The organism is Pseudomonas sp. NPDC087697 (genome assembly GCF_044743155.1).
Taxonomy (GTDB): Bacteria; Pseudomonadota; Gammaproteobacteria; order Pseudomonadales; family Pseudomonadaceae; genus Aquipseudomonas.
On the sequence record NZ_JBIUVW010000002.1, the window covers coordinates 189,621 to 215,307 of the forward strand.

23 protein-coding genes are annotated in these 25,687 nt (G+C 58.1%); 9 read left to right on the forward strand and 14 right to left on the reverse strand.

Annotation, left to right across the window (positions count from 1 at the left end; translation table 11 throughout):
- The first annotated feature begins 163 nt into the window (after positions 1 to 163).
- A complete protein-coding gene (locus tag ACIPIN_RS03125) occupies positions 164 to 610 on the forward strand; it encodes a helix-turn-helix domain-containing protein (protein WP_262114314.1) in 447 nt (148 codons plus the stop codon).
- 233 nt (positions 611 to 843) lie between these two features.
- Here the strand turns inward: ACIPIN_RS03125 and ACIPIN_RS03130 are convergent, their stop codons facing one another.
- Entirely contained in the window at positions 844 to 1,752 is a 909-nt protein-coding gene (locus ACIPIN_RS03130) for a DMT family transporter (RefSeq protein WP_401115137.1), read from the reverse strand.
- A 159-nt stretch (positions 1,753 to 1,911) separates the two neighbouring features.
- Here ACIPIN_RS03130 and ACIPIN_RS03135 point away from each other — a divergent pair, with 159 nt between their 5' ends.
- Entirely contained in the window at positions 1,912 to 2,796 is an 885-nt protein-coding gene (locus tag ACIPIN_RS03135) for a LysR substrate-binding domain-containing protein (protein ID WP_401115139.1), read from the forward strand.
- A 217-nt stretch (positions 2,797 to 3,013) separates the two neighbouring features.
- Here the strand turns inward: ACIPIN_RS03135 and ACIPIN_RS03140 are convergent, their stop codons facing one another.
- From ACIPIN_RS03140 to ACIPIN_RS03160, 5 genes are all read right to left on the reverse strand, one after another.
- Entirely contained in the window at positions 3,014 to 3,709 is a 696-nt protein-coding gene (locus ACIPIN_RS03140; RefSeq protein WP_401115142.1) for a tRNA (adenine(22)-N(1))-methyltransferase, read from the reverse strand.
- Positions 3,710 to 3,990: 281 nt separating this feature from the next.
- Positions 3,991 to 4,731 (reverse strand): Mut7-C RNAse domain-containing protein, encoded by a 741-nt coding sequence (locus tag ACIPIN_RS03145; RefSeq protein ID WP_401115145.1) that lies wholly within the window; start codon positions 4,729 to 4,731, stop codon positions 3,991 to 3,993.
- A 298-nt stretch (positions 4,732 to 5,029) separates the two neighbouring features.
- Positions 5,030 to 6,241 (reverse strand): patatin-like phospholipase family protein, encoded by a 1,212-nt coding sequence (locus tag ACIPIN_RS03150; protein WP_401115147.1) that lies wholly within the window; start codon positions 6,239 to 6,241, stop codon positions 5,030 to 5,032.
- A 289-nt stretch (positions 6,242 to 6,530) separates the two neighbouring features.
- Entirely contained in the window at positions 6,531 to 7,886 is a 1,356-nt protein-coding gene (locus ACIPIN_RS03155; protein WP_401115150.1) for a dicarboxylate/amino acid:cation symporter, read from the reverse strand.
- Between the two features lie 106 nt (positions 7,887 to 7,992).
- Positions 7,993 to 9,048 (reverse strand): tartrate dehydrogenase, encoded by a 1,056-nt coding sequence (locus ACIPIN_RS03160; protein WP_401115152.1) that lies wholly within the window; start codon positions 9,046 to 9,048, stop codon positions 7,993 to 7,995.
- A gap of 138 nt (positions 9,049 to 9,186) precedes the next feature.
- Here ACIPIN_RS03160 and ACIPIN_RS03165 point away from each other — a divergent pair, with 138 nt between their 5' ends.
- Together ACIPIN_RS03165 and ACIPIN_RS03170 are read left to right on the forward strand one after the other, a co-directional pair.
- A complete protein-coding gene (locus ACIPIN_RS03165; protein ID WP_401115155.1) occupies positions 9,187 to 10,110 on the forward strand; it encodes a LysR family transcriptional regulator in 924 nt (307 codons plus the stop codon).
- A 170-nt stretch (positions 10,111 to 10,280) separates the two neighbouring features.
- Positions 10,281 to 10,706 carry a DUF1810 domain-containing protein gene (locus tag ACIPIN_RS03170; RefSeq protein WP_401115157.1) on the forward strand — a complete coding sequence of 142 codons (426 nt, stop codon included), beginning with the start codon at positions 10,281 to 10,283 and terminating at the stop codon, positions 10,704 to 10,706.
- 146 nt (positions 10,707 to 10,852) lie between these two features.
- Here ACIPIN_RS03170 and ACIPIN_RS03175 read toward each other — a convergent pair whose 3' ends face one another.
- A complete protein-coding gene (locus tag ACIPIN_RS03175; RefSeq protein ID WP_401115160.1) occupies positions 10,853 to 11,707 on the reverse strand; it encodes a LysR substrate-binding domain-containing protein in 855 nt (284 codons plus the stop codon).
- 107 nt (positions 11,708 to 11,814) lie between these two features.
- Between ACIPIN_RS03175 and ACIPIN_RS03180 the strand changes: the two genes are divergently transcribed.
- Entirely contained in the window at positions 11,815 to 12,456 is a 642-nt protein-coding gene (locus ACIPIN_RS03180) for an FMN-dependent NADH-azoreductase (RefSeq protein WP_401115162.1), read from the forward strand.
- Between the two features lie 191 nt (positions 12,457 to 12,647).
- Here the strand turns inward: ACIPIN_RS03180 and ACIPIN_RS03185 are convergent, their stop codons facing one another.
- Positions 12,648 to 13,544: a LysR family transcriptional regulator gene (locus ACIPIN_RS03185; RefSeq protein WP_401115164.1), complete on the reverse strand. Its 897-nt coding sequence runs from the start codon at positions 13,542 to 13,544 to the stop codon at positions 12,648 to 12,650.
- Positions 13,545 to 13,672: 128 nt separating this feature from the next.
- On the opposite strand from ACIPIN_RS03185, the gene ACIPIN_RS03190 reads away from it, so the two are divergent.
- From ACIPIN_RS03190 to ACIPIN_RS03200, 3 genes are all read left to right on the forward strand, one after another.
- On the forward strand, positions 13,673 to 14,338 hold the full coding sequence (locus ACIPIN_RS03190; protein WP_401115166.1) for an RraA family protein: 666 nt from the start codon (positions 13,673 to 13,675) through the stop codon (positions 14,336 to 14,338).
- 12 nt (positions 14,339 to 14,350) lie between these two features.
- The gene (locus tag ACIPIN_RS03195; RefSeq protein ID WP_401115169.1) at positions 14,351 to 15,559 is read left to right on the forward strand and encodes a pyridoxal phosphate-dependent aminotransferase; all 1,209 of its coding nucleotides are present in this window, start codon (positions 14,351 to 14,353) and stop codon (positions 15,557 to 15,559) included.
- A 93-nt stretch (positions 15,560 to 15,652) separates the two neighbouring features.
- Positions 15,653 to 16,921 carry a cation:dicarboxylate symporter family transporter gene (locus tag ACIPIN_RS03200; protein WP_401115172.1) on the forward strand — a complete coding sequence of 423 codons (1,269 nt, stop codon included), beginning with the start codon at positions 15,653 to 15,655 and terminating at the stop codon, positions 16,919 to 16,921.
- Positions 16,922 to 17,066: 145 nt separating this feature from the next.
- Here ACIPIN_RS03200 and ACIPIN_RS03205 read toward each other — a convergent pair whose 3' ends face one another.
- The 4 genes from ACIPIN_RS03205 to ACIPIN_RS03220 all read right to left on the reverse strand — a co-directional run bounded on the left by ACIPIN_RS03205 (position 17,067) and on the right by ACIPIN_RS03220 (position 21,379).
- Positions 17,067 to 18,191: an agmatine/peptidylarginine deiminase gene (locus tag ACIPIN_RS03205; RefSeq protein ID WP_401115174.1), complete on the reverse strand. Its 1,125-nt coding sequence runs from the start codon at positions 18,189 to 18,191 to the stop codon at positions 17,067 to 17,069.
- A gap of 117 nt (positions 18,192 to 18,308) precedes the next feature.
- Entirely contained in the window at positions 18,309 to 19,412 is a 1,104-nt protein-coding gene (locus tag ACIPIN_RS03210; RefSeq protein WP_401115177.1) for an extracellular solute-binding protein, read from the reverse strand.
- 1 nt (position 19,413) lies between these two features.
- The gene (gene aguB / locus ACIPIN_RS03215) at positions 19,414 to 20,322 is read right to left on the reverse strand and encodes an N-carbamoylputrescine amidase (protein ID WP_401115180.1); all 909 of its coding nucleotides are present in this window, start codon (positions 20,320 to 20,322) and stop codon (positions 19,414 to 19,416) included.
- Between the two features lie 4 nt (positions 20,323 to 20,326).
- A complete protein-coding gene (locus ACIPIN_RS03220) occupies positions 20,327 to 21,379 on the reverse strand; it encodes an agmatine/peptidylarginine deiminase (RefSeq protein ID WP_401115182.1) in 1,053 nt (350 codons plus the stop codon).
- Positions 21,380 to 21,513: 134 nt separating this feature from the next.
- On the opposite strand from ACIPIN_RS03220, the gene ACIPIN_RS03225 reads away from it, so the two are divergent.
- Positions 21,514 to 22,392, forward strand: a complete 879-nt coding sequence (locus ACIPIN_RS03225) for a LysR substrate-binding domain-containing protein (protein WP_401115185.1) — start codon at positions 21,514 to 21,516, stop codon at positions 22,390 to 22,392.
- 168 nt (positions 22,393 to 22,560) lie between these two features.
- Here ACIPIN_RS03225 and dapF read toward each other — a convergent pair whose 3' ends face one another.
- The gene (gene dapF / locus ACIPIN_RS03230) at positions 22,561 to 23,379 is read right to left on the reverse strand and encodes a diaminopimelate epimerase (RefSeq protein WP_401115265.1); all 819 of its coding nucleotides are present in this window, start codon (positions 23,377 to 23,379) and stop codon (positions 22,561 to 22,563) included.
- Positions 23,380 to 23,681: 302 nt separating this feature from the next.
- Entirely contained in the window at positions 23,682 to 25,550 is a 1,869-nt protein-coding gene (locus ACIPIN_RS03235; protein WP_401115187.1) for an amidohydrolase, read from the reverse strand.
- Between the last annotated feature and the right edge of the window lie 137 nt (positions 25,551 to 25,687).

Genomic DNA, 25,687 nt, shown 5'->3' on the forward strand with positions numbered 1-25,687 from the left:
CGTATGCCGGAGCCAGTGACGAGAAAGCGGGCGGGAACAGATGGGGACATGGAGACTCCGTGAGCGGGGGACTTATTACTTGGGGTAGGTCTACTATAGAGACCGCTGCCGCGTGCCGTAAGGAGGCAGTTTTTTGTAACCAGCAGATTTCGAGGAATTCCGCATGAGCAACGCATTGAGGGCGATCGAAAGATTCAGCCAATATCCATTGGGCGAGTCCCAATCCGTGCACTGCCCGGTTCGAGACGTGCTCGACCGTATCGGCGACAAATGGAGCATGCTCATGATCATGGCTCTCGCGATGCGACCGCACCGCTTCAGCGAGCTTCACCGCGCTGTCCATGACATTTCCAAGCGCATGCTCACCCAGACCTTGCGCGATTTGGAGCGCGATGGACTGATCACCCGCCATGTCTTTCCGACCAAGCCGCCGGGCGTTGAATATCGGTTGGCCCCGCTGGGCCAATCGCTGCTGGAACCGATGGCGAGCCTCATCGATTGGGCGGATCGTTGCTATGGCGACATCCATGCCGCACGCGCCCGCTTTGACGGCACGCCCGGTGATGCCCCCACGTCAGGCTTTTCCTGCTCGATCGAAGGTGCCGCCTGACAGCACCAACCGGCAAGGGTGACCAACTCAAACCGGCACGCTGTTCACTCCCTACCAGCACCCGCAGTTGAAGACAGGGCTTCCCAAAAGCAGCCGCTCGCGACCGCCTGCAACGGGTCGACCTCAGTCAGTCGTGACAGGCAGAAATCGGCCAAAAGCTGCCTCTCAGCAGAGAGAAGTCAGCTCCTGACATCTACCTTTACTCACTGCTTCCCATCCACTCATTTGATCGATCACCGGTTGTTTTGAACAGTTGCCATTCTGGATTGTGGTCGGTTGGAGAATTGTACGCAGGCCACTCCCGCGAGAATGGTCGCGATGGCGAAGCCTGCGCTCATGGAAATCGGCTCACCAATCGCGATCCCGATGAGCAGAGCGACCACCGGCGGGATATAGCTGACGGCCGACGCAGCCACAGCGCCGAGCGTTTCAACGATGCGGTAATAGGCGATATAGGCAAAACCGGTACCCAGCAATCCCAAGCCGAAGACCAGGCCAACCCACGCCCGTGTGTCGTCGAATACCTGGGTGATGCCTTCAAGTGGCGTGACCAAAAGCAAAAAGAATAACGCCAGACCGATCTGGTAAGTCGTCAATGCCACCGCTGGCAAGCCGAGCGGGCTGATAAACCGTCGAGCATAAACGAACGAACAACCCACGCTGAGCGAACCGATCATCATGTAAGCGATTCCGCTCGGATTGATTACGCCTTCAGCCGACCACGGCTGCGCAATGAGCAGAACCCCCATGAAACCGAGCGCAATGCCCAGCACCTTCAGCCCATTGAGTGGCTCGCTACGCAGAAATAGCCAGGCACACAGGAACGTGAACAGCGGAATAGCTCCACCGAGCATGCCGGCAACGCCCGAGGGCAACAAAACAGTGCCTTTGGCGAAGGCGTAGTAATAGACAGCGGTCGCCAGCAAGGACATGACCACGAAATGATGCCCATGGCGCCAATGCGCCCAACGTAATGCGCCCTTGTACAGCGCGAAGGCAAGGACTGGCAGGAAACCGAAAAGCACACGCAGCAACGTGATTTGCACCGGTGAGATGCTGTGGCCGGCCCATTTGACGAAAATGAAGTTGCTGCCCCATACCAGGCCAAGCAGCACAAATAGGACAAAAGAGGTTTTCTTCATGACACTGGCCCTTTGATCGTGCGATTTAATTTCTATCGGCTGGGCTTCTGTTCGCTAACTTTCCTGTTAGCTTGAATAGCCTGTTGGTCAGACTAACAGTGCAGTGACCGCACTACCGATGCAGTATTTCTTCCTTGATCCAGTAGAATTTCTATCATCATGTCCAACGATACCCTTCCCCTGCCGCCTCTCAATGCCTTACGTGTATTCGAGGTTGCAGCCCGCCATCTGAACTTCCGGCTGACCGCCGAGGAGCTGGGAGTCACTCAGGCAGCAGTGGCCCAGCAGATCCGTGGCCTGGAGGCAAATCTGGAGCTGAAGTTATTTGAGCGATTGCCCCGTGGGTTAATGCTGACCGATGCTGGCCAGCGCTACAGTGTAAGCATCCGCCATGCTCTGGAATTGATTTCTGAAGCCACCCAGACGCTTCGCCCGGAGCCTGCGCACCTGACCGTCAGCGTGACACCCACCTTCGCTTCGAAATGGCTGATTCCGAAGCTGGCATCGTTCACCCAGTTGCATTCGGACATTGATCTGCGCGTACTGGCCACTGAACGCCTGTCGCACTTTCAGACTGATCGCGTCGATATCGCCATACGTTACGGTAGGCCACCCTTCGGCCCTGGTCTCAATAGCGAGATGCTGCTGGAGCAACGAATCGTGGCGGTCGGCAGCCCCGCGTTGATTGAATCAATCGGGATGCCACACGACTTTGACCAATTACAGCGCAACCCGCTATTGCATGACGCCCACAACTTTTGGCCGCAATTTATCGCGCAGATTTTTGAACACCCGGTGCAGGCTGCACCGAAAAATCTGCGTTTCAACCAGACCTCACTGGCGATCGAGACCGCAATCGCCGGCCAGGGGCTTGCCTTGGCCGATGACTTCTTCGTCCAGGCAGACATTGATGCCGGTCGGCTGACCCGACTGTTTGAATCTGAACTGCATACCGACGCTGGGTATTACTTGCTCTGGCCCCGCAAAGCGAAATCCCCTTCCGCCCTGGCGACTGTTCGGCAATGGTTGATGGATCAACGGTAGTACTGCGTCAGTTATTGCAACTCGAATCGTCGGTGATCATTGTTCGTAGAATGACCCGACCGCAGCGAATGACTACTATGGGTCTGTTGCGTTGAAAACAGGTTCGGGATGCTCATTTACACCCCATAAAGTCGAGCGCGACCCCGGCCGTTCCTCGCCTGTTTTCACCTTGCCTGATCGCCGCTCGGTGACTTTCCGTACAAACCCTGGACCGGGCTCAAGCCAGCAGCTCGGTGATCCACCGGGCCTGCCGGGCGATGTCCTGCACCTTCTCCTCGGGCACGGCCTGCCGCGCCCGGGCGAAGTTGTTCAGGGTCTTCTGCTTCTGGCGCAGCATGCGCTGCCACTTGACCAGGAACGCCGGGCTGCGAGCCTGCATCTGCAGCGGGCCGAAATACAGCTCCTCGGCGGTGTACATCACCGGCCCGGCGCGCTCGGCGACGATGATTTCGTAGTCGAAGCGGTTTTCCCGCAGCAATTCCTCGTAGAGGATGCGGTAACCATTTTCCATCAGCCATTGGCGCAGTGGCTGCTCGCCGCCGTTAGGCTGCAGGATCAGGCGCTCCTGGCCGCTCAGGCACGCCTTGCCGCTGTCGAGGATGTCGCGGATCGTCTCGCCACCCATGCCACAGATGCTGATCGCCGTGATCCCGTCTCCCGGCTCGATCGCCGCCAGACCATTGGCCAGGCGCACGGTGATCCGCTGGTCCAGGCCGTTCTCGCGCACGGTGCGTTCGGCCGAGCGAAACGGCGTCAATGCCACCTCGCCGGCCACCGCCGCCGCGATGGCGCCACGGCGCATCAACGCCACCGGCAGGTAGCCGTGATCCGAGCCGATATCGGCCAGGCGCGCACCTGCTGGCACATGCGCCGCCACGCGCTCCAGGCGCATGGACAATGTCTGTTCGTTCAAATGCAGCCCCTTTTCACCACGAACGTCCGGCACCTTTGGCCGGATTGGGGCGCGATTCTGTCGAGCAACGCCGTGCATTTCAAATTTATGTGACCGGGGCCATGGCTCGGCCCGTACCTACCGCTCGCGTATCGGCCCAAAGCGAACCCTGGTTATCAGGGGAGTTACTTTTCCAACAGAATCGGTCAGTAGCAGTCAGGGCTGATCGTCAGCTTCAGGCCGTTATCTACCTGATGCAAAGCCAGTTATCCCTGGCAACGTCGCCGGCCCGATGCGCTCGGCTATCGGTCCAGCAGAGGTGCCAGCAGTGCACACATGCCGCGCCAGTGCGAACCCTCCCAGTAAATCCGTTGGCAGGCGTCGCAGCGCAGGAAGCGCGAATAGAGGGCACCGATGCGTGGCGGCACCTGTGACCGGGCCAGCTCCGAGCTGATCTCGTGCAGCGGCAGGTTGCAATGAAGGCACAGGCTGAATGGCCGCGCGCTACGCGCCAGGTCGAGGCGCTCGTACAATTCGCGCAGTTGCAGCGACGGTTTCAGGGCATGCACGTAACAGCCGTGGCTGATGATCCGCCGCTTGAGCAGTTCGCGGTCGCGGGTTAGCACGATGCGTCCTTGCTGCGCAGCGATCTCGGCGATCTCGCCATCCTCGAAGCCATTGTCGTAGAGGGTGTCGAAGCCGCTCATGCGCAGCAGGCTGGCCAGCCCGCCAAGGTGCGCATCAGCGACGAAGCGCAGCACCCGTAAAGGTTGCGCACGAACCTTGAGCAGCGGGCTGATGTCCAGCGCTTCGAACTTGGGATACACCGCCAGCCGGTCACCGTCGAAGATCACCCGCTCGAAGCCCACCGACTCGCCGTTGAGCAGCACCAGCTCGACCTCGGTGTGCGGTATCCCGAGCGCCTCGATCATGTGCTTGACCGTCGCCCCTCGCGCGCACTCGCAGGTGAAGGACTGCCGCCGCCGTTCGGCCGGCAGGAAATCGTTGAGCTCCTCGTAGAAGCGGAAGGTTGCACTGGTCATGCTGAACAGTATGGCAGGGCTGCAGGATGAGCGAGTCTAGTCCGGACATCTTCTCCGGCAGGCCCAAAACCACGATCGTAATCATGTTGAAATTGACTATGCCATGGAGCTTCGATACTGGATGTACTGCTTGAAATTGTTATCCGCGTCATTTGCTACCCAGCAGGCTGGGTGTTTATCAAGGTCGTAATATTGGGAATCCGACTTTTTCAACAGAATCGGCCGATAGCTGCCCGTCACGAAGGGCTGCAATCGACTGTGGACTCAACCGATCGATGCAACAGATTGGCTCAATCTTTCAGCGGGTGTTTCGTAGTTTAGTGATTTCCGAGGGCGGCGATTTATGCCACAGATAGCCCTTCGCGCTGAGTTGAAAGGCGTAATCGAATAAACGCTTCATGTATTCGCCATCGAATTTCTGATTGTGCGCAAAGTTAAAGTCGGAGCCAATGTACGCAAGATTGAAATCCGCTCCATCCTGCTGCGCCATACGGTAAATTCGCTCCAGGTCGCTGATCCCCTGAGTTTGAATCAATGCACTGATGGCTCGACCGCCGATGCTCAATGTACGGCGTTTCGTCCCAGACCACTGCGGCTCCAGTGTCCCATTACGAATGACATAGAAATGACGTTCGAGTCGCAAAGGGGCTCCGGTGGCTCTGTTCAGCGCCATCTTGGTGCCAGGTGGGTAAAGGAACACCTGAGTGATTACCCCGCCGTCCACGTGCATTTCCTGAAACTGTTTGCCGTCAACGTCCACATCGATCATGACGGGTGAGACTGCGCCGGGAATACTCATCGACGCGATCATGATGTTGCGGAAGAGGTCGAGCGCTCCCGGTGCTTCGCTAGAGGCAATAGTGCCCATGTTCCAAGTGACTGGCCGCCCTGAATCAAGGTCGGTTGTGCCGATCAGGAGGATTCGTCCTTTGGCGTATTCCGACGCAATCGCCGCAAGAATCTCCGCAGTGACGTACTTTGTAATGAGCCGCGACAGTGGCTTGCTGTCCGCTATACCGTCGCTAGCAAGACGGGTTAGCACGTTTCGCGAATGAAAAACGTCTTTTGGACCGATGGCGTTGGCGATATACCTAATGACGTCGTCGTAATCGGATCCCAGGTAAGCGAACGGGGCGACCAGGGCGCCCGCGCTAATGCCCGTGACGACCTTGAACATGGGTCGAGTCCCATGTGTGGTCCACCCCGTAATGAGTCCCGCTGCGAATGTGCCTGCGTCACCGCCTCCCGAAACTGCCAGCATATTTGCCAGCGGCAGGATGTTGTTCGGTTTCCCAGCCCTGGCGAGAGCCTCGCTCTCGCGTTTGTTGCCCTCAATTGCATCCTGAATGAACAGAGTCAGGTCGTGGTCCAACCAGTAGCGAGCATTGGGAATGCCTGGGATGACCGCTTTTTCCGTTAACGTTTGCGGCACAGCGTCACGGCGTGGCAAGCCCCCTTGCAGAAACATGTTCAGAGTTGAGGCGCGAGGTCTGAGCGGGAATGGTTTCAAAACGCCTCCTCCGGCCCCTGCAGTCGACAGCAAGCGCGCTCATCGTACCCGAGAAAGTCCTTACCCGTGGTTCCCGAGATGACTACACGCCAGCCGACTGCGACACGTCATTCGAACGCCAGGTAGCTCATTTTGCGCTCCTTTACATGATAAAAAAACTCATTGGCCGCGTGTTCCAGGTTCTATATGAAAGCCTTTGAAATCTCCAGGTTAAGGGGCAGAACGTGATATTCAAGACGGGCCTGTAGTGGTCAACTAATCCCGGACACGACGTTCAGCGCCATGTACCTTACGCCCGAGAAGCTTTTTTAAGGCTTGGTAGCAAGGGACTGGCCGCCACCGATGAAGGAGCCAAGACAACCTCTGCCTGCTCCGCGTCAGGCTTTTCCTCTTCGACCTCGCCATTCAGCGCGTTGTGCATTTTCACTGTGTCCAGTGCCCCGACCCATTTGGCAATGACCAGGGTGCCGACACCGTTGCCTATGGTGTTGGTGATCGCTCGCGCTTCCGACATGAATCGGTCGACGCCCAGCAACAACACCATTCCCGCCACTGGAATGGTGCCGAGGGAAGACAACGTCGCCGCAAGAATAATGAATCCGGAGCCGGTGACACCGGCAGATCCCTTGGATGTAAACATCAGTACTGCCAGGACGATCAACTGATCAGTCAGGGTCAGCGGGGTGTTCGTCGCCTGGGCAATGAAGATAGCGGCGATGGTGTAATAGATCGCTTGCCCATCCGGGTTGAACGTCAAACCGGAGGGAATGATCATCCCGGCAACGGGCTTGGAAACACCGGCCTTTTCCATCTTGGAAATCATCTGCGGCAGCACCGATTCCGAAGAGCTGGTGCCGAGTACGGTGAACAGTTCTTCCTTGATGAATTTTAGAAACTTCCACAGGCTGAAACCGCTGTAGCGGCAGATCGGCCCCAGCACAAAGATCACGAACACAGCGCAGGTCAGGTAGACGCAGGCCATCAGCTTGCCAAGCGAGAACAGCGAGCCAAAGCCGTATTTACCGATGGTGAACGCGATTGCGCCGAATGCACCGATAGGGGCCAGGCGCATGACCATGTTGACGATGCGGAACATCCCTTGCGTCAGGCTATCCAGTGTCTCGACGAACATTTTTCCGCGCGGTCCCACATGCGCCAAAGCAATGCCGAGCAGGATGGAGAACAGCAGGATTTGCAGCACGTTGCCCTTGGCGAAGGCATCCACGATGGTGTCGGGGATAATGTTCATGACGAAGTCCATGAACGACGCGTGCTTCACGGCTGAGGTGTAGGTTGCCAGACTGGAAGTATCCAGCGTGGCGACATCAATGTTCATGCCCGCGCCGGGCTTGAACACATCAACGACCACCAGACCGACGACCAGCGCCAGCGTGGACACGACTTCGAAATAGAGCAGAGCCCGGAAGCCGACGCGGCCCAGTTCCTTCATGTTTTCCATGCGTGCAATACCCGTGACCACGGTCAGGAAAATCACAGGAGCGAGGAGCATTTTGATCAGTTTGATGAACGCGTCGCCCAGGGGTTTGAGCGCTGCTCCGGTTTCGGGAATCAGCACGCCGACGACTGCGCCGAGGATCACGGCGATGAGCACTTGTACGTAGAGTTTGCCAAATATTCTTTTCATGACAGGGCCCTGATTTTTATTGTTGTCAGGAAATGCCAAGGGGTCAGATTCAGTGATCTGCCCCTTGGCGTTGTGCCGCAGTACTACTTTGAATCAGTGAAAAACATCAGCGGTTGATCAACTCGATGACCGCATCAGTGATCTGGCGGGTGGTGGCTTTACCGCCGAGATCAGGGGTATGCAAACCGCTTTCGGTCACCGCTTCGATGGCCGACATCAGGTGTTTCGCCGCGGCTGGCTCGCCGAGATGCTCGAGCATCATGGCGGCCGTCCAGAATGTCGCAATCGGGTTGGCGACACCTTTGCCGGTGATGTCGAAGGCCGAGCCATGGATCGGTTCGAACATCGATGGGAATTTGCGCGAAGGATTCAGGTTGGCCGTCGGCGCGATGCCCAGACTGCCGGACAAAGCCGCGGCCAGATCGGACAGGATGTCGGCATGCAGGTTCGTGGCGACAATAACGTCCAGCGTCGATGGCTTGAGCACCATGCGTGTGGTCACCGCGTCGACCAGTTCCTTATCGATCCTGACGTCCGGAAAATCCTTGGCGACTTCGTAGAAGATCTCATCCCACAGCACCATACCGTGACGCTGAGCATTGGACTTGGTGACCATGGTCAGGTGTTTGCGTGGACGGCTTTGCGCCAGTTCGAAAGCAAAGCGGTGAATGCGCTCTACCCCGGCACGGGTGAACACCGACACTTCGGTGGCGACTTCTTCAGGCAGGCCGCGGTGGACACGACCGCCATTGCCGGAGTACTCGCCCTCGGAGTTTTCACGCACCACCACCCAGTCGATCTGATCACCATTGAGCAGCGGGCTTTTTACCCCCGGCAGTACGCGAGCCGGACGCACGTTGGCGTACTGGTCGAAGCCCTGGCAGATCGGCAGGCGCAGGCCCCAGAGAGAAATGTGATCCGGTACGTTGAGCGCACCGACCGCGCCAAAGAAGATCGCGTCGAAGGTCTTCAGTTCTTCCAGACCACCTTCCGGGATGTAGTAGCCGTTTTTCAGGTAGTTATCGGAGTTCCAGTCGAAGTGTTTGAAATCCAGTTCGAAGCCGGATTTTTTTGACAAGGCTTGCAGCACCTCGACGCCAGCGGAAATCACTTCAACACCGATACCATCACCTGGAACCGCAGCAATTTTGTATGCGCTCATCAATCAACTCCACTCTCGTCACGTTCTTGTTGTGCCTGTCGAACGGGGGTGTTCAATCAGGGTGTGAGCGGAGTATATGTAGTGAGCAAATGAGCGTGAGTTACTCCAAATCACTACATACATGACTTTGAGTTACGAATGAGCCAGACCCTGGATTTGTCATTTTTCTACCTGCTGGCCAACAAAGGCAGCCTGGCGGCGACGGCTCGAGAGCTTGGTGTGACACCGCCGGCGGTGAGCAAACGCCTGACCGCACTGGAGGCACGGCTAGGCATACGCCTGGTCAACCGCACCACGCGCTCGATGAGCCTGACTTCGGAAGGCGAACTGTATTTTTCGCATGCCGCCCGCATCCTGACGCAGATCGATGAGGTCGAGCAGTTGATCAGCAGTAGTCGGGCGACGCCTAAAGGCCTGATTCGTGTCAACGCATCGTTGGGATTCGGTCGGCGCTACATTGGCCCTGCATTGGGAGCGTTCTTCGCACAATACCCCGAGGTGGAAATACAGCTGGAAATCAGCGATCACCCGCTTGACCTGGCAACTCACGGGTTTGACTTGGGTATTCGTTTCGGCACGCTGCCGGACGCTGCCTTCCACGCACGCAAGATCGCCTCCAATCGCCGTCTGTTATGCGCCTCGCCGCTGTACCTGGAAAAGCATGGCGTGCCTCAACGCCTGGCGGACTTGCAGCAACACAACTGCATCTTCCTGCGGCAAAACGAAACGCCCTACGGTGTGTGGAGTTTCACCAACGGTGGGCGTACACAAAACATCAAGGTGCGCGGAGCCTTAGGCTGCAACGACGGAGAAGTCGCCCTGAACTGGGCGCTGGAAGGTTATGGAATTCTGCTTCGGGCCGAATGGGACATCGCCCGGTATGTGCGCAGCGGTCGCCTGCGCCTGGTGCTGGAAGATCAGACACCGACCCGCGCCGATGTCTATGCCGTGTACCCGCAACAGTTGCACCTGTCGGCACGAGTGCGCAGCCTGATCGATTTCCTGGTCGAACGCTTCAAGCACATCGATCATCTGGATGAAGCGGAATCTACGCGCGACTGAACAACGTTGACCAGCGTCAGCTTTCGATGAAACTGCTGCCTTCGCCGATGTGTCATACCATTACAGGCTGAATCATTCGGCGAGACCTGCGGCGTTGCGTTTCTGCGCCCTGGTTCAAACGGCCCGCGCTGCCAGGCTTTGCAGTGTCTGCCAACTCAGGGAGTACAAGCATGCACGATCCCTTCAACCTTCTTCGTTTCGTCGAGGCCCAGCGCCCGGTTTTTACCCGAGCCATGGAAGAATTGCGTGCCGGGCACAAGACCAGTCACTGGATGTGGTTCATCTTCCCGCAACTGCATGGCCTCGGGCGTAGCGAAATAGCCGAACGCTTTGCCATTTCTGGTGCTGCCGAAGCCCGGGCCTATCTGCTGCACGATTTGCTGGGGCCACGGCTGGAGGAAAGCGTAAGTACCCTCCTGCAACACAGCGACAAGAGTGCACTGGAAATCCTTGGCCACCCTGATGACCTGAAGTTGCGCTCCTGCCTCACGCTGTTCGCCAGCATCAAGCCCGAACACCCCCTATTCCAGTCGGCCCTCGATCAGTTCTTCGCCGGCGAGCCAGACGCCAGGACCCTGTTCCTTCTTGGAGAATAAGGTCGACGCGAGCTACGTCGCCAGCACCACGTCGAACCTCGAAGATACCGTGATCGACCAGTTTGGGTTGATGCAACTGACTATTTGCAGCTGCTATTGACGACCGGTTGAATCCACAGTCGACAGCAGCCCTTCGCGAATGACTGTCAAGCCCTCCTCGTGGAGCAATACTCCACAATGAGCTGAGTGACCGCTGCCACAATCGGCTGATCCGCTTCAGGGGAGGTAAACAACCGAAATTGCGCATCCGGCAAATCCGGCAACCCGTGTTCGCCCCCAAGAACCGCCAGTCCTTGTCCCAACTGACTGAGTGTCATGGGCGCTACCGCGAAGCCTGCAAGCGCCGCCGCCCGCAACCCGGCAGCGCTGTTGCATAACATCGCCGTGCGTTGGGCGATCCCTGCCTGAGCCAGCCTCGTCAGCGCTATTTCTCGATAAGGGCACGGCTCGGGGAACAGGGCCAGCGGCAACGGCGTCGGTAACTGGGTGACGGGTTGCGCCGACCAGGCCCACACCAGCGGTTCTTGCCACAGCAGCAGCCCCGCTTCGCTGGTTTCGCATAGAGAACCGATGACCAGCTCCAGATGGCCTTGCTTCATCAGGTTCAACAACGTGCCAGGAATGCCTACCTGCACGTCGATCTCCATGCCCGGGTACTGCGCCGCGAAATCCTGAAAAGTGCACAATAACCGTGATTCGACAAAATCCTCGGACACCCCGATCCGCAGCCGTCCGTGAAACGGCGTGCGCGTCAGTTCTGCCCACGCATCACGGTTCAGTACAAGGATCGTGCGCGCATAAGAGAGCAGGCGCTCGCCATCGGGAGTCAATTGCTGGGAGCGGGTGGTACGAGTCAACAGGGGTTTACCAATCTGTTCTTCCAATCGCCGCACGTGGCCACTGACCGCAGACTGAGTGAGGTGCAGCTTCTGGGCTGCACGGCTGAAGCCTTCTTCATCGACGACAGTGACAAATGTTTTGAGCAGCAGAGTATCGAACATAGTTTTATACGTGATCAATTTCGCATTAATTTACGATTTATATTTCAAATCCAACTATATTGCAATGCTCCCACCTGCCCTATCTCCCCCACCACTCAAGGCGTGCCATGACTACTCTTCTGCATATTGAATGTTCTCCACGCAAGCAGCGTTCGGCCTCCATTGAAGTCGCCCGCAGCTTCATTGCGCGTTATCAAGAACACACCCCGGACACCGAAATCATCACGCTCGACCTTTGGAACATGGCTTTACCGGAATTCGATGATCTGGCAATGGAGGCCAAATACGCCGGGCTCAATGGCACGCCCTTGACCCCTGCACAACAAGACGCCTGGAACACGTTGAAAGATTTGGCAGGTCACCTGCACCGCTCGGATGTGCTAGTGATGTCCGTACCGCTGTGGAACTTCAGTATCCCGTACAAACTCAAGCACTTCATCGACCTGGTGTCGCAGAAAGACATCCTGTTCAGCTTTGACGCGGAGCGCGGCCTGGAAGGTATGCTTCTCAACAAAACCGCTGTGGTGATGTACGCCCGTGGCCTGGATTTTTCGGCGCAGTCAATCACGCCGGCAACGCGCTTCGACTTTCAGAAGCCCTATGTTGAAGCCTGGCTGAAATTTGTCGGCGTGACGGATGTGCATTCGGTGATTGTGGAGAAAACCATCTTGGGCGAAGACGTTGATCGCAGCGCGCGTGAGGCCGCGACTCAGCAGGCCAGGAGATTGGCAGATAGTATTTGTCGCTGACGCTTCAGGGGCTCTGCATTGTCGCGGCGTAAAGCTTGACGGCTCCCATGTGCTGCGCGGTGGCAGCCGCTCGCTGAGCGAGGGCCGCCGGATAAGCTGGGGCATTCAATCAGGCAACGCCTTGTGCGCGACAGTCTACAGCTCCATCGTCGGGCCGTTCGTGAATCAGCTCGAAAAAGCGTTACGCCGGCCTAAAGCAACAGCCGAGAAAAATCACAGCACTCCAGCGCCAATTGCGCCACGTTCTGGTTCAGCCCGAACTGGCGGTCGATGCGGTGCAGCGCGGTGTAGCGAATCCGCGGCAATCCCGGCGTCGTGACCAGTGCGCGCAATGCGCCACGCTCGATCAAGTGCGACAGGCAGGCCTTGGGCAGGTAGCTCACACCGACCCCGGACAAGGTCAACCCGACTTGCACCAACAGGTTATGGCTGGTGAGGGTTCTGGGCATCTGCACATTGTGAGAGGCCAGCCAGCGCTCGTAGATCAGCCCTGTGCCGGACTGGGAACCCTGGGTCAGCACCGTGCAACCGGCCAGACGTTCGAGACTCACCGGATCAGGGTCCGGAATCAGGCCCGGAGCGCACATCCAGGCATTCTCGACGCTTTTCAGCGGGGTACTGACAAACCGCGCATCGTTGTAAACGTCCGGTACGATGACCAGGTCGAGCTGATCATTTTCCAGTTTGCGAAACAGCTCGCTGCTCAACTCCACCGACGGTTCGATCTGCACCTTGGGATAGGCCTGGCGCAGGGCTTCGACCAACGCCGGCAACCAGGTCAACGCGGTAAGTTCGGTGACACCGAGTCGAAACCGGCGCACCAGCACTTCACGCGCGCTGACCCGCTCCAGCAAATAATCGCGGCGTTCCAGCAAGTCCTTGGCGTAGTCGAGCAGTTCCCCACCCTTCTCGGTCAACCGCGCATTGCGCTTGCTGCGATCGAAGATTTCCACGTCGAAGGTTTCTTCCAGCTCCTGAATGCGCTTGGAAATCGCCGACTGCGACATGTTCAGCTTGTTTGCCGCCGCTTCGAAGCTGCCCAGCTCGGCAATCCAGTACAACGCGTCAATCTGCTTGAAGGTGATCATCGAAGACACCACATGAAAAAAAGCGATGCTACCGCATAATAAAATATCGCTAAAACTGTTTGTTCATCAGTCCTAAGATCGAGCCACAGCCCTGACCGGCTGCCACCTCATTCTTCAGGAGATCAGCCATGTCCTTGCCCGGTTCACGCATTCTGCCCAATCCGCCGCTGGCCGCTGCCGAAGTGCTCGAAGCCTTCGCCAACGTGGTCACGCCGCACATCAGCGACAACCTCGGCCGACACATCGGCGCTCGCGGCCTGACCCGTTACAACCGCAGCGGCAAGCTGGTGGGCACCGCCCTCACCGTCAAAACCCGACCCGGCGACAACCTGCTGATCTACAAAGCCATGAGCATGCTCCAGCCCGGCCACGTGCTGGTGGTTGATGCACAAGGCGACACCAACAATGCGGTCATCGGCGAACTGGTCAAGCTCTACGCCCAGCAACGTGGCTGCGTCGGCTTTGTCATCGACGGCGCGATTCGCGATGTTGCCAGCTTCGACGACACCCCCTGCTATGCCCGCAGCGTCGTGCATTGCGGCCCTTACAAGAGCGGTCCCGGTGAAATCAACGTGCCGGTGTCGATCGGCGGCATGCTGGTTCAGCCAGGCGATCTGTTGGTCGGTGACGAAGACGGCCTGGTAGCGTTCTCCCAGATGGATGCCGCCGAAGTACTGCGCCGCGCCGCACAACACGCCGCCCACGAGGAAGAAGTCAAAGCCGAAATCGCCACCGGCGCCCTGCGCCAGAGCTGGATGGACAAGGTCTTGCAACAAGCCGGTCTGGCCGATTAAGGGGAAGCCTTCATGAGCACTGCATTTTTATCCGATCGGGTGCTGGGCATTCAGCCTTCGCCGAGTATCGCCGCCAACGCGCTGGTCACCGAGTTGCGTGCCCAGGGTCGGGACATCGTCAACTTCACCATGGGCGAGCCGGATTTCGACACGCCGGCCCATATCCTTGAAGCCGCCAGCGCTGCGATGCACAGCGGTGACACTCATTACACGCCCACCAACGGCACACCGGCCCTGCGTCAGGCGATCTGCCTCAAGCTTGAGCGCGACAACAGCCTGCATTACGCCCTGGACGAGGTTATCGCCGGCTGCGGTGGCAAGCACATCATCTACCACGCCCTGGCCGCGACCCTGAATCCGGGCGATGAAGTCATCGTGCATACGCCGTACTGGGTGTCCTACCCGGACATCGCACGGCTGAACGACGCCACGCCGGTGATCATTCCCGGTGACGAAGCCAACGGCTTCAAGCTTTCTCCAGAAGCGCTGGAGCAAGCGATCACCCCACGCAGCAAATGGGTGATCCTCAACACGCCGAACAACCCGAGTGGCGCGGTCTACAGCGAAGCCGAGCTGTTGGCGCTGGCCGAGGTGCTGCGCAGGCACCCCCACGTAGTGATCATGGCCGACGAAATCTACGAGCAGTTCGTCTACGGTGATGCCCGGCATGTCTCACTGACCCGACTCGCCCCGGACCTGAAGTCGCGCACGCTGATCGTCAACGGTGCCTCCAAGGGCTACGCCATGACCGGTTGGCGACTGGGTTTCGGCGCAGGTCCTGCGTGGTTGATCGCGGCCATCGGCAAACTGTTGTCGCAGACCACCACCTGCCCCAGTTCGCTCAGCCAGGCGGCTGCAGTAGCGGCGTTTGCCGGTGATCAGGCACCGATTGCCGGCATGCGCGAGGTTTACCGGCAGCGCCGCGACCGCATGCTGGAGCTGCTACACCCGATCAGCGGCTTGAGCTTCACCCCACCGGACGGGGCGTTTTATGTGTTCGCCAACGTCGCCGGCCTGATAGGCAAAAGCACCGCCAGCGGCGAGCGCATCGGCAGCGATTCGCAACTGGTCGCCTACCTGCTCAAGGAACATGGCCTGGCCACGGTCAGCGGCGCGGCGTACGGCATGTCGCCGTATATCCGACTGTCGTTCGCCAGCGCAATGGACGTGATCGAAGAAGGCTGCCGTCGCCTCAAAGAAGCGTGCCATCGATTGCGCTGACGGTTTATCGCAACACCCGACAGCCAGCGGACGGCTGCTTATTGACTGCCTAGAACAACACTCATAATCATAGTCATCAAATGAGGCATCCCCATGCACACGCCCCGTATCGCGCTGGTCTGGCAAATCATGATTGGCCTGCTCGCCGGCATCGCCATCGGCGCCCTGCTGCACAGCTTTCCCGAGTCTCGCCCGTGGCTGGTGGACAACCTGCTGCAACCGGCCGGCGATATCTTCATCAAGCTGATGAAGATGATCGTCGTCCCGATTGTGTTTTCCTGCATGGTGGTCGGCATTGCCGGTCACGGTGACGGAAAATCCCTTGGCCGCATCGGGATCAAATCGCTGACGTACTTCTTCAGCATCACCACCCTGGCAATCATTGTCGGACTGGTGATCGGCAACCTGCTCAAACCCGGTTCCGGCACCGATCTGGCAAGCCTCAAGGCTGCCGCCATTACGTTGCCAACCGCCAACGCGGGTGGTCATGGTCTGGGGCAGATCATCGTCGGGATCATCCCGGATAACGTGATCAACGCCATGGCCCAGGGCGGTCTGCTCTCGGTGCTGTTTTTCGCGGTGATGTTCGGTCTTGGGGTTTCAAAGCTCGGCAACGAACGCAAGGAGCCATTGATCGCACTGCTGCGCGGCGTGTCGGAAGCGATGTTCAAGGTAACGTCGATGATCATGGCCTACTCGCCCATTGGCGTGTTCGGCATGATTTCCGTGACCGTGGCCAACTTCGGTTTCAGCTCATTACTGCCGCTGGCCAAGCTGATCATGGTCAGCTACGTGGCGATTGCCTTCTTCGTGCTGGTGGTGCTCAACCTGGTGGCGCGGCTGTGCGGGATCAATCTGTTCGCGTTGATGCGCCATATCAAGGATGAATTGATCCTGGCCTTTTCCAGCGCCAGCTCGGCGGCCGTGATGCCGCAATTGATGAAGAAACTCGAAACCTATGGCGTGCCACCGTCGCTGGTCAGTTTCGTGGTGCCGGTGGGCTACTCCTTCAACCTCGATGGTGCATCGCTGTTCCTGGGTATCGGCACCCTGTTCGTTGCTCAGCTGTACGGTATTGACCTGAGCCTGGGCGATCAGGCGCTGCTGGTGGTGACCATGGTTTTGACGTCCAAGGGCGCTGCCGGTGTGCCGGGCTTCATGTTTGTGATTCTGTCCGCCACGCTCGCCAGCGCCGGACTTCCGCTGGAGGGCATTGCCTTTATTGCCGGTGTATACCGACTGATGGAGATGCCGACCACCGCGTTGAACGTACTCGGTAATGCCCTGGCCCCCCTGGTGATCGCCAAATGGGAGGGCCGCGCCGCGCATTGTCTCAAGGCGCATGCCAGCCTTGGCATTTAACTGGAGAGCGATACGGATTTGCTGCACAAAAAACTGTCTTGCTGACCGACCGACGCCCCTGATTGGGGAAGTGCTGTCCGGATCTACTGTAAACAATGAATAAGGCGCCGTTGGCGCCTTATTCATTGTTTACAGTAGATCCAGATCAAGCCAACGGCTGGTGACTGGTCACACAGTGGATGCCGCCACCCCCTGCGGAAATTGCGTCGATATTGAGCTGCACCACCTCACGGTCCGGGTAGAGTTCAGACAACAGATCGAAGGCTTTCGTATCTGCCGCCTTGTCACCGAACTCGGGCGCAATGACCGCACCATTGATCACGAAGTAGTTGATATAGCCCGCGGCGAAGTCTGGATTGCTTTTGCTGAACATACTCTGTCGTGGATTGAGCGGAGGCGATACGGTGTGCACTTGCAGCGTGTGGCCATCGGCATCAGTGGCATTCTTGAGAATGTCCAAATGGGCAAGCGTCACTTTGTGGTCATATGACTCCGGGTCGTTGTCAAGGTTGGCGATCACGACGCCTGGCTTGACGAAGCGGGCGTAAAAGTCGACATGGGAGTCGGTGATGTCCTTGCCTTTGATTCCAGGCAGCCAGATGATTTTGCGCAAGCCAAGCCTGTTCTTCAGTTCTTCCTCTATGTCTGCCTTGCTCCAGCCGGGATTGCGGTTGGTATTGATCCAGCTGCTTTCGGTCATGATCCCCGTGCCGTGGCCATCCACTTCGATACCGCCACCCTCGCCAACCAGCTGGCTGCGGATATAGCTGGCGTCAGCTGTCCGGGCGACCAACGCGGCCAGCTGCGCATCATCGGCATGCTGCTGCTTGTTGCCCCAGCCATTGAAGTTGAAATCCACGGCGCCGAGCCCACCTTCGCCATCGATGACGAAGTTGGCCCCGATATCGCGCATCCAGATATCGTCCAGCTCCGTGACAACAAAGGTGATGTTGCCCGTACCACATTTTTCTTCAGCCAGATCCCGCTCGCTCTCACGACAGAACACGGTTACCGGCTCATAGTTGGCGATGGTGCGGGCGATCCGGCCCAAGGCATCTTGCACGTAAGGAGTGAAGTCCTCGTGGATGGCCTCCTGTGCACCGAAGGCGATAAAGGCCTGCCGGTGTTTATCGCCCTCGTCCGGCATATGCCAGTTGCCCTTGATGGCTGCCTGCACCCGGGAAGCATTCAGGCCCAGTCCCATGGACGCGGCTGCGCCCAGGCCGGCAACGACCGATACCTGCTTGATGAACTCACGACGTGTCGACATCTGTACCTCTCTGTTCTTGTCGTGCTTTGTCTTGGCGGACTGCGCCTGCAGCCGCCAATTTTGCCAATATGAGGCAAGCCTGCTTTTGAGGCCGACCCTCTGGAGGTCGGCTTGCCGTCATTTAACGGAGGCTGTCTTGAACTTGGTCCACGCACGCATGCGCGCACGCATATCAGCCTGGGGAATGTCTTTGCCCGGGATCAGTCGTTGGTAAGTGGCGTCATCGAGGTAGATATCCGGGTTGTTACGCATCACTGAATCGACGCTCGGACGCGCCTTGGCATTGGACGTAGGGTAACCGGTGAAGTTACTGATGGCGGCCATGTTCTCCGGGCGCATGACGAAGTTGATGAACGCATAGGCGTACTCGGGATGCCTGGCGTCGACAGGGATCGCCATGGTGTCCATCCACACCGTGGTGCCTTCGCGCGGGATGTGATACTGGAACGTCGCTTTCTTGCCGGCGGCATCTGCAGCCCGTTGCGCCTGAGTCATATCCCCGCTGTAACCGAGCGATAGGCATAAGTTGCCGTTAACCAGATCGGTCACCGGTTGCGACTGGAACTTGCGGATATACGGCCGTAGCTTGAGCAAGAGTTCACTGGCCGCTGCCAAGTCCTCCGGCTTGGCGCTGCGCGGCTCACGGCCGAGGTAGTTGAGCGCTACCGCCAGCACTTCGTCCGGCGAATCGATCAGGGAGATACCGCAGTCCGCAAATTTGGCGGCCAGTTCCGGCTTGAACAGCAAGTCCAGGCTATTCACCGGCGCATCCGGCATACGCTTGTTAATCTGCTCGGCGTTGTAGGTCAGGCCGATGGTGCCCCACGTGTAGGGTACGGTGGCCTTGCTCGAGTAGAGATAATGCGTCCGTAGCTTCTGCAAACCTGGCTCGATGTCATCCAGGGCAGTGAGCTTTGACTTGTCCAGCGGCTGCAGGCTGCCGGCGCGCATCAGACGCTCGCCAACGGTGTCGCCCGGGAAGATCAGGTCATAACCACTGCCGCCGGCCATCATCTTGGCTTCCAACGTCTCACTGCCATCCATGACGTCGTAGATCACCTTGATCCCGGTTTCGGCGGTGAACCTGGACAGGGTGTCCTCGGCGAAGTAATCGGCCCAGTTGTACAACCTCAAGGTCTTTTCCTCCGCCTGCGCCGACGACAAGACACCGCTCAGAACCAATCCCAAGGAGCAGAGCAAAAGCTTGTTGGTAACGTTCATGTCAAACCCCTTGAGTATTCCAGCGAGCATTAATGTGACGACCATCCAGGCTTAACAGCGCCCCGTACATTTCTGGACGGCGGTCGCGGTAGATGCCCCAGGTCAGGCGCTCTTCGCGCATGGCGGACAAGTCCAGGCTGTGTACCAGCACACCCAAGCTGTCGCGGTCAGCCTCGGCGAGGAGCTTGCCCTTGTGGTTGCAGATAAAGGACGAGCCGTAGAAGTTCATCTGCAGGGTCGGATCGGTGGTCGCCACTTCTCGACCGATGCGGTTGGCTGCCACCACCGGCAGGAGGTTTGCGGCGGCATGGCCGCGCATGGTCATCTGCCAGTGGTCACGTGAATCCAGTGCTGCGCAGCCAGGTTCAGAGCCAATGGCCGTGGGAAACAGCAAGACTTCGGCGCCCATCAACGCCAGGCAGCGTGCGGTCTCGGGGAACCACTGATCCCAACAGATGCCCAGACCTATGCGCCCAAAAGCAGTGTCCCAGACCCGAAAGCCGGTATCACCAGGGCTGAAGTATTCCTTCTCCTGATAACCGATGGCGTTAGGTATGTGCGTCTTGCGATACACACCCAGCAGTTGCCCATCAGCATCGACCACACTCAACGAGTTGAAGTAGGCATTGCCCGCCTTCTCGAACCAGCTCAGCGGCAGCACCACACCCAACTCCCTGGCCAGCGCGGCAAAGCGTTTGAGTACACGGCTGTCTTGATACTCTTCGGCCAGCGCCAAGTGTTTATGACTTTGCTCGATACAGAAATACGGTGTGGCAAACAACTCCTGCAACAGGATGACCTGGGCGCCCTTGGCGGCCGCCTCACGCACCAACTGCTCGGCCTGATCGAGGTTTTGTTTCAGATCCCAGGTGCAGGGCATCTGGGTTGTGGCAACAGTCAAAAGGGTCATGGCATTAACCCTTCAGTGGCCAGGCTGGCTGTTGCTGGGTAATGCAATGCACACCGCCGCCGCCATGGGCCAGATGATTGATCCGCACTGGCACCACCTCACGCCCCGGGAAAGCCTGACCCAACACTTGCGCAGCCACCTTGTCGGCGTCAATGCCATAGGCCGGCATGATGATGGCGTTGTTGGCGATGTAGAAGTTGGTGTAGGAGGCACAAAACACTTCAGCCTCGGTGTCCACTGCATCGGTGGCTTCATACAGCTCGATCAGCTCAAACTTTCGACCTTGGGCATCTGTTGCCAGCTCCAAGGCACGACGGTTTTCTCGTACAACCTCGGCATACACCGAGTGCTTGTCGTGAGTGGCGTCCACCAGCAGCACACCAGGGCGGGCGAAAGCACACACGCCATCGACATGCCCGTCGGTCATGTCACCGGTCACATAGTCTGGATCGCCCGGCAGCCAGACGGTCTTCTTCACGCCTAGCAGGTGAGTGAAGATCTCCTCCATCTCAGCCTTGCTCATGCCCGGATTACGATTGGGGTTGAGCAATACCGACTCGGTGGTGATCAGCGTACCTTCGCCGTCCACATGAATGGCCCCGCCTTCGTTACTCAGCGTGGGAGCAAAGCACTTCACCCCCAGGTGATCGAGTGCGCGGCGAGCCAGGCTTTCGTCCAGGTCAAAGGCCGACTTCCCGCCCCACGCGTTGAAACGCCAGCTCACACCGGCCAGGCCTAGTTGCGGATGGCAGACGAAACTCGGACCGGAATCCCGACACCAGCTGTCGTTCACCGCCAGCTCGATCAGTTCGATGTTTGGCCCACACAACGCTTTGGCACTCGCGACAGCAGAAGGGTCAACGACCATTTTCACCGGTTCAAAACGGGCAATGGCGTTGGCCACGCGAGCGAAGTCCTCTTGCACCAGCGCCAATGTGACACCCCAACCCGACTCCCAGAGCGCTTTGTTGTGCGGCCAAACCATCCAGGTCGCTGTGTGCCTGACCCATTCCGCCGGCATCCGCCAACCACTGTTCTGAATTTCATTCTGCTGCATGACAAGCACCTTTAAGTTAAGTCATTGTGTTCAATGAAAACTGCCTATGCGGTCTTGGCATGCATGCTACGTCTGCAAAAACGGGCAAACAAACGATGGATTTTGTAGATAAATGATTAGAGGAACTTATCAGCATGCTCAAACACTGGCCGCCTCTCGGCACCCTTCGCGGCTTTGAAGCCGCCGCCCGGCTAGGCAGTTTCCACAAGGCCGCCGAAGAGCTGCACCTCACCCAATCGGCGATCAGCCAGCAGATTCGAAGCCTTGAGGCGTACCTTGAACAACCCTTGTTCTATCGCAGTGGACGCAGCGTCAGCCTGACCGATGCCGGTCACGACCTGCTCAGCACCACCCAGGCACTGCTGCAACAACTCGCCGTCGGCATTCGCCGCCTCGGGCAGTACCAAAAACCCAACCAACTGGTCCTCAACACCACCCCGGCGTTCGCCCGTCACTGGCTGCTGCCACGCCTGGAAGACTTCCGTCGCCAGCATCCGGAAGTTGATCTCTGGATATTCAGTACCGATGAAGTCCCGGACATGACGAGCCAGACCATCGACCTCGCGGTGCGAGATGACATCAGCTCCCAGGCCGAATGCAGCTTCAAGGTGCTGCACGCCGACCGCCTGTACCCGGCTTGCCACCCAAGCCTGTTGGCGGTGCCCAGCGAACAGCGCACAACCCTCCATGGTGAGCGGGAAATGGACTGGAGTCACTGGGCGGTGGAGGCTGGCATAGATGTAGGTCAGAAGGATCAGGGGCTGAACTTCTCCGACCCCGGCCTGCTGTTGGACGCCGCTTGTGCAGGGCTCGGTATCGCCTTGGTCAGCCAATTATTGAGTCGGCAAGCGCGCGCCAATGGGCTGTTGCAACCCTTGGTCGAGGAAACCATTCGCGGCCCCAACTGGGCCTTGCTGACCCATCGTGATAGTGAGAACAACCCACTGGCGCGCAGCTTCAGTGAGTGGTTACTTAGCAACCTGGCAGCAGGCAGCCAGGTAACTCTTGAGTGAGAGCATTGCGTCATTCAGGCTATTCCCACGGCGGGAAATCAAGCAAAGCAATAGGTGCTCGCGAAAATAATGTAACCCCAGATATGTCCGGCCGTTATTTCGTCTCGCAACAAATACCCACTTTTCGGTTGCGAATGATTAACTCCGCTGTTTATCACGATATAGCAGCTATAAAACTTGTAACACGCTATCCGTGACTGTTCCCGAAAAAGTCGTCTCTACCGGCCCGATGAGAAAGACAGGTCCCACACCATCCCATTGAACCGTTACAGTTCCGCCATCACATTCAACCTCAACGGAATTGTCTAACAAGCCACGACGAATTCCGTTAACAGCGGCGCCACAAGAGCAGGAACCTGAACCAAGCGGAATACCACCCCAGCGTTCCCAAATGCGTAACCGAATGTGCTTTCGGTTAATGATCTGGACGAAATGCACGTTCGTCCTGAGGGGAAATAGGGGGTTGGTTTCAATTGTCGGTCCGATTGTCGCTATATCAACGGCTGTTAGATCATCCAAAAAATAGGTGCAGTGCGGATTTCCCATGCTGCAAGCTGTTGGGCCACCAGCAAGTGGCAAAACAGCAGTATCCAGTTCCAGAGCCAGGGGAATATCCGACCAGCCGAAAAGCGGCTCCCCCATGTTGACAGAAATTGCGCCGGTTGAGGTTCGTTCGCAAGTTAGTAGACCACGGTTGGTTCGGAGCGCTATCGAAGTAATATTTGATTCGCGCATCAGCATATCCGCGGCACCCCGCGTTGCGCTGCCACAAGCATCCAGCGTGGAGCCATCTGCATTCCAAAACATCAAGCGCGCAACTGCATCATCGCAATCGAGTACCACCGCGAGTTGATTGAATCCGACTCCTCGGTTCCGATCACCCATTCGCCGAGCCATGGTACTTGTCATTGGATTGGCCGAGTTTCGCGAGTCCACGATAACGAAGTCATCACCATTGGCGTGCATTTTATGAAACCTCAGCGGCATAAATAGACCCTGACGACGAGACATGTGGTGAATTGAAGTTTAAAGGCGATCTAGCCCCATTCGCATACCCTTTGCAAGCTGTGTGAAAGCTCGAGAGCCAGATGTGTCTGGCTGACACTTACGTCCACTTAAACAGGTGGACACCATCGTCCTAAGCGATGGCGTCAGGAAGGTGTGTGGCCCGCTCAACGATGGACTACTTCTTCATGTCCTACACCAGTTTGCCCACGATCAGATCAGAAACGCGGGCAACCTGGTTCTCGCTGAAGGAGTTCGGCGTTTCAGAACTCTCTCTCTTGTTTTTATTGGGCTGGTCGGGAGATGGATGCCTGGGACAACACCTTGGGATCAAGGCCAGCGAACGCCTCCTTGGCCCACACGACCTTGCCGCCCACAACCGTCAGCAGCACGTCATTTCGAGCCAGCTCATCCTCCGGCACCTGCATGAAGTTCTTGTCCAATACGATCAAGTCGGCGAACTTGCCGACTTCGACCGAGCCGACGACAGCGTCCAGTCGCAGCTGTTCAGCGGCGTTCAGGGTGATGGCGCGCAGCACTTCAGTACGCGACAGTGCCGGGTCGGCATTCAGCCTTCCCGCAAACTTGGGTCCATAGCTATGTGGGTTCAGCGGATCGCCTGAGCGGGTGACACCGATCTTGAGCGCAAGGAATTCGTCGAGCGGGTCGACGGGCCAATCGCTGCCAAATGCAACACGACCACCCGCGCGACTGATGCTGCCCGACGGCTCCATGCGTGCAAAACGGACCGGGCCGAGGTGATCGCTGGTGCCGTCGACGGTAGAAGGCTCCTGCTGGGCCCACTGGAAGGACATGGTGGCGGTCACATCAAGCGCCTTGAAGCGCGCATAGTCGGCAGGATCCACTGTCTCGGCGTGAGCGATGGCTGGACGGAACCCGTTGCCGGGCAGTTGCTGACGCACGTATTCGATGCTGTTCAGCGCATCACGCACCGCGCGCTCCCCGGTGGCGTGAAGGTGCGGGTCGAAGCCGGCCTGGACCGCCTGTAGCAGCAGCGGGTTGAGTACTTGTGGGGGGAAATAAAGCTCACCGAGGTTCTTGCCAGGTGTCCACTTGGGCGCCGTAGCGGTCCCGGTATTGTGCAAGTACGGCGTTAACATCGCACCGGTGTCAGCCGGAGCGTTGATGATGCCATCCATGAACAATTTGACGTGGCGCATGCTCACGCCCGGCGCGGCTTTGGTTTCGCCCTGGTCGTAGGTACTGGCCAGTTCCCTGGCCTCGGCGATGGTCTTGGCCGGGTCTGCAGCAGCGGCGGCAGGATCAAGCTTGATCGCCAACAAGGCCCGGGCGGTCAGCTCGCCCGACCGCTGCAAGGTGCTGAAGGCTTTGCCATTCTCAGGCCCCGACAAGGCATCGAAGAAACTGGTGATGCCTTGCTGACGCATGGCGTCGAGCGCCGCACGGGCCTGGTTCAGTTTCTCGGCATCGGTGGCTGCCGGCACGACCCCGGCCATGGTTTCGGCTGCACCGTCTTCGCAGATGCCGGTCGGGTTGCCGGCGCTGTCGCGCACGTACTTGCCATCACCCGGGTTGATCGTGTGCTTGTTGATGCCGGCAAGCGCCAGACCGCGAGAGTTGGTCAGCACGGTATGGAAGTCGGTGGAACGGACCTGAATCGGGCGCTGGGTCTTGAGCGCATCCAGCGTCGATTTGTCGGGGTCGCCGTCGAGTCCGGTCATGCCGATGCGGTCCCAGCTGCCAACCTCTAGCCAGGCATTGGGCTCCTTGTCCTTGCTGGCATCCAGACACGCCTGGATGGTCGCCTGGAAGACCGCACGGGTCATCGTCTGGTATTTCAGGTCGCACAAGGTCATGGCGCGACCTCCGTCCCCCGGATGCATGTGGGCATCAATGAAGCCCGGCATCAACATGCGTCCCGCCAGATCGATCAGCTGTGTCTGCGTGCCGATGTACGAGGTGACCCCTTCATCGCTGCCAACATAGACGATCTTGCCGCCAGCAACAGCGATCGCCTGCTGCACGGAATTCTTGCCATCGACGGTGTAGACATAGCCGTTGCGCATCACCATGTCAGCGGGAGTCGAACCGGATGTCTGACACCCCACCAGCGCCATGCAAGAAAATGCCGTTGTCGTGGCAACAGCGATAAATAGCCTGGAAAATTTCAAATGCCTCACCTCTATTTTTATAGTTTTGGAAGTGGCCCGCACTGAGTGCCATGCAACCCCGTGATATGCAGGGCATACCCTATAGAGCGCAGCAGTCGTTTGGACCTCTACAAATGAGGAGGGGTAAGGCAATTAGT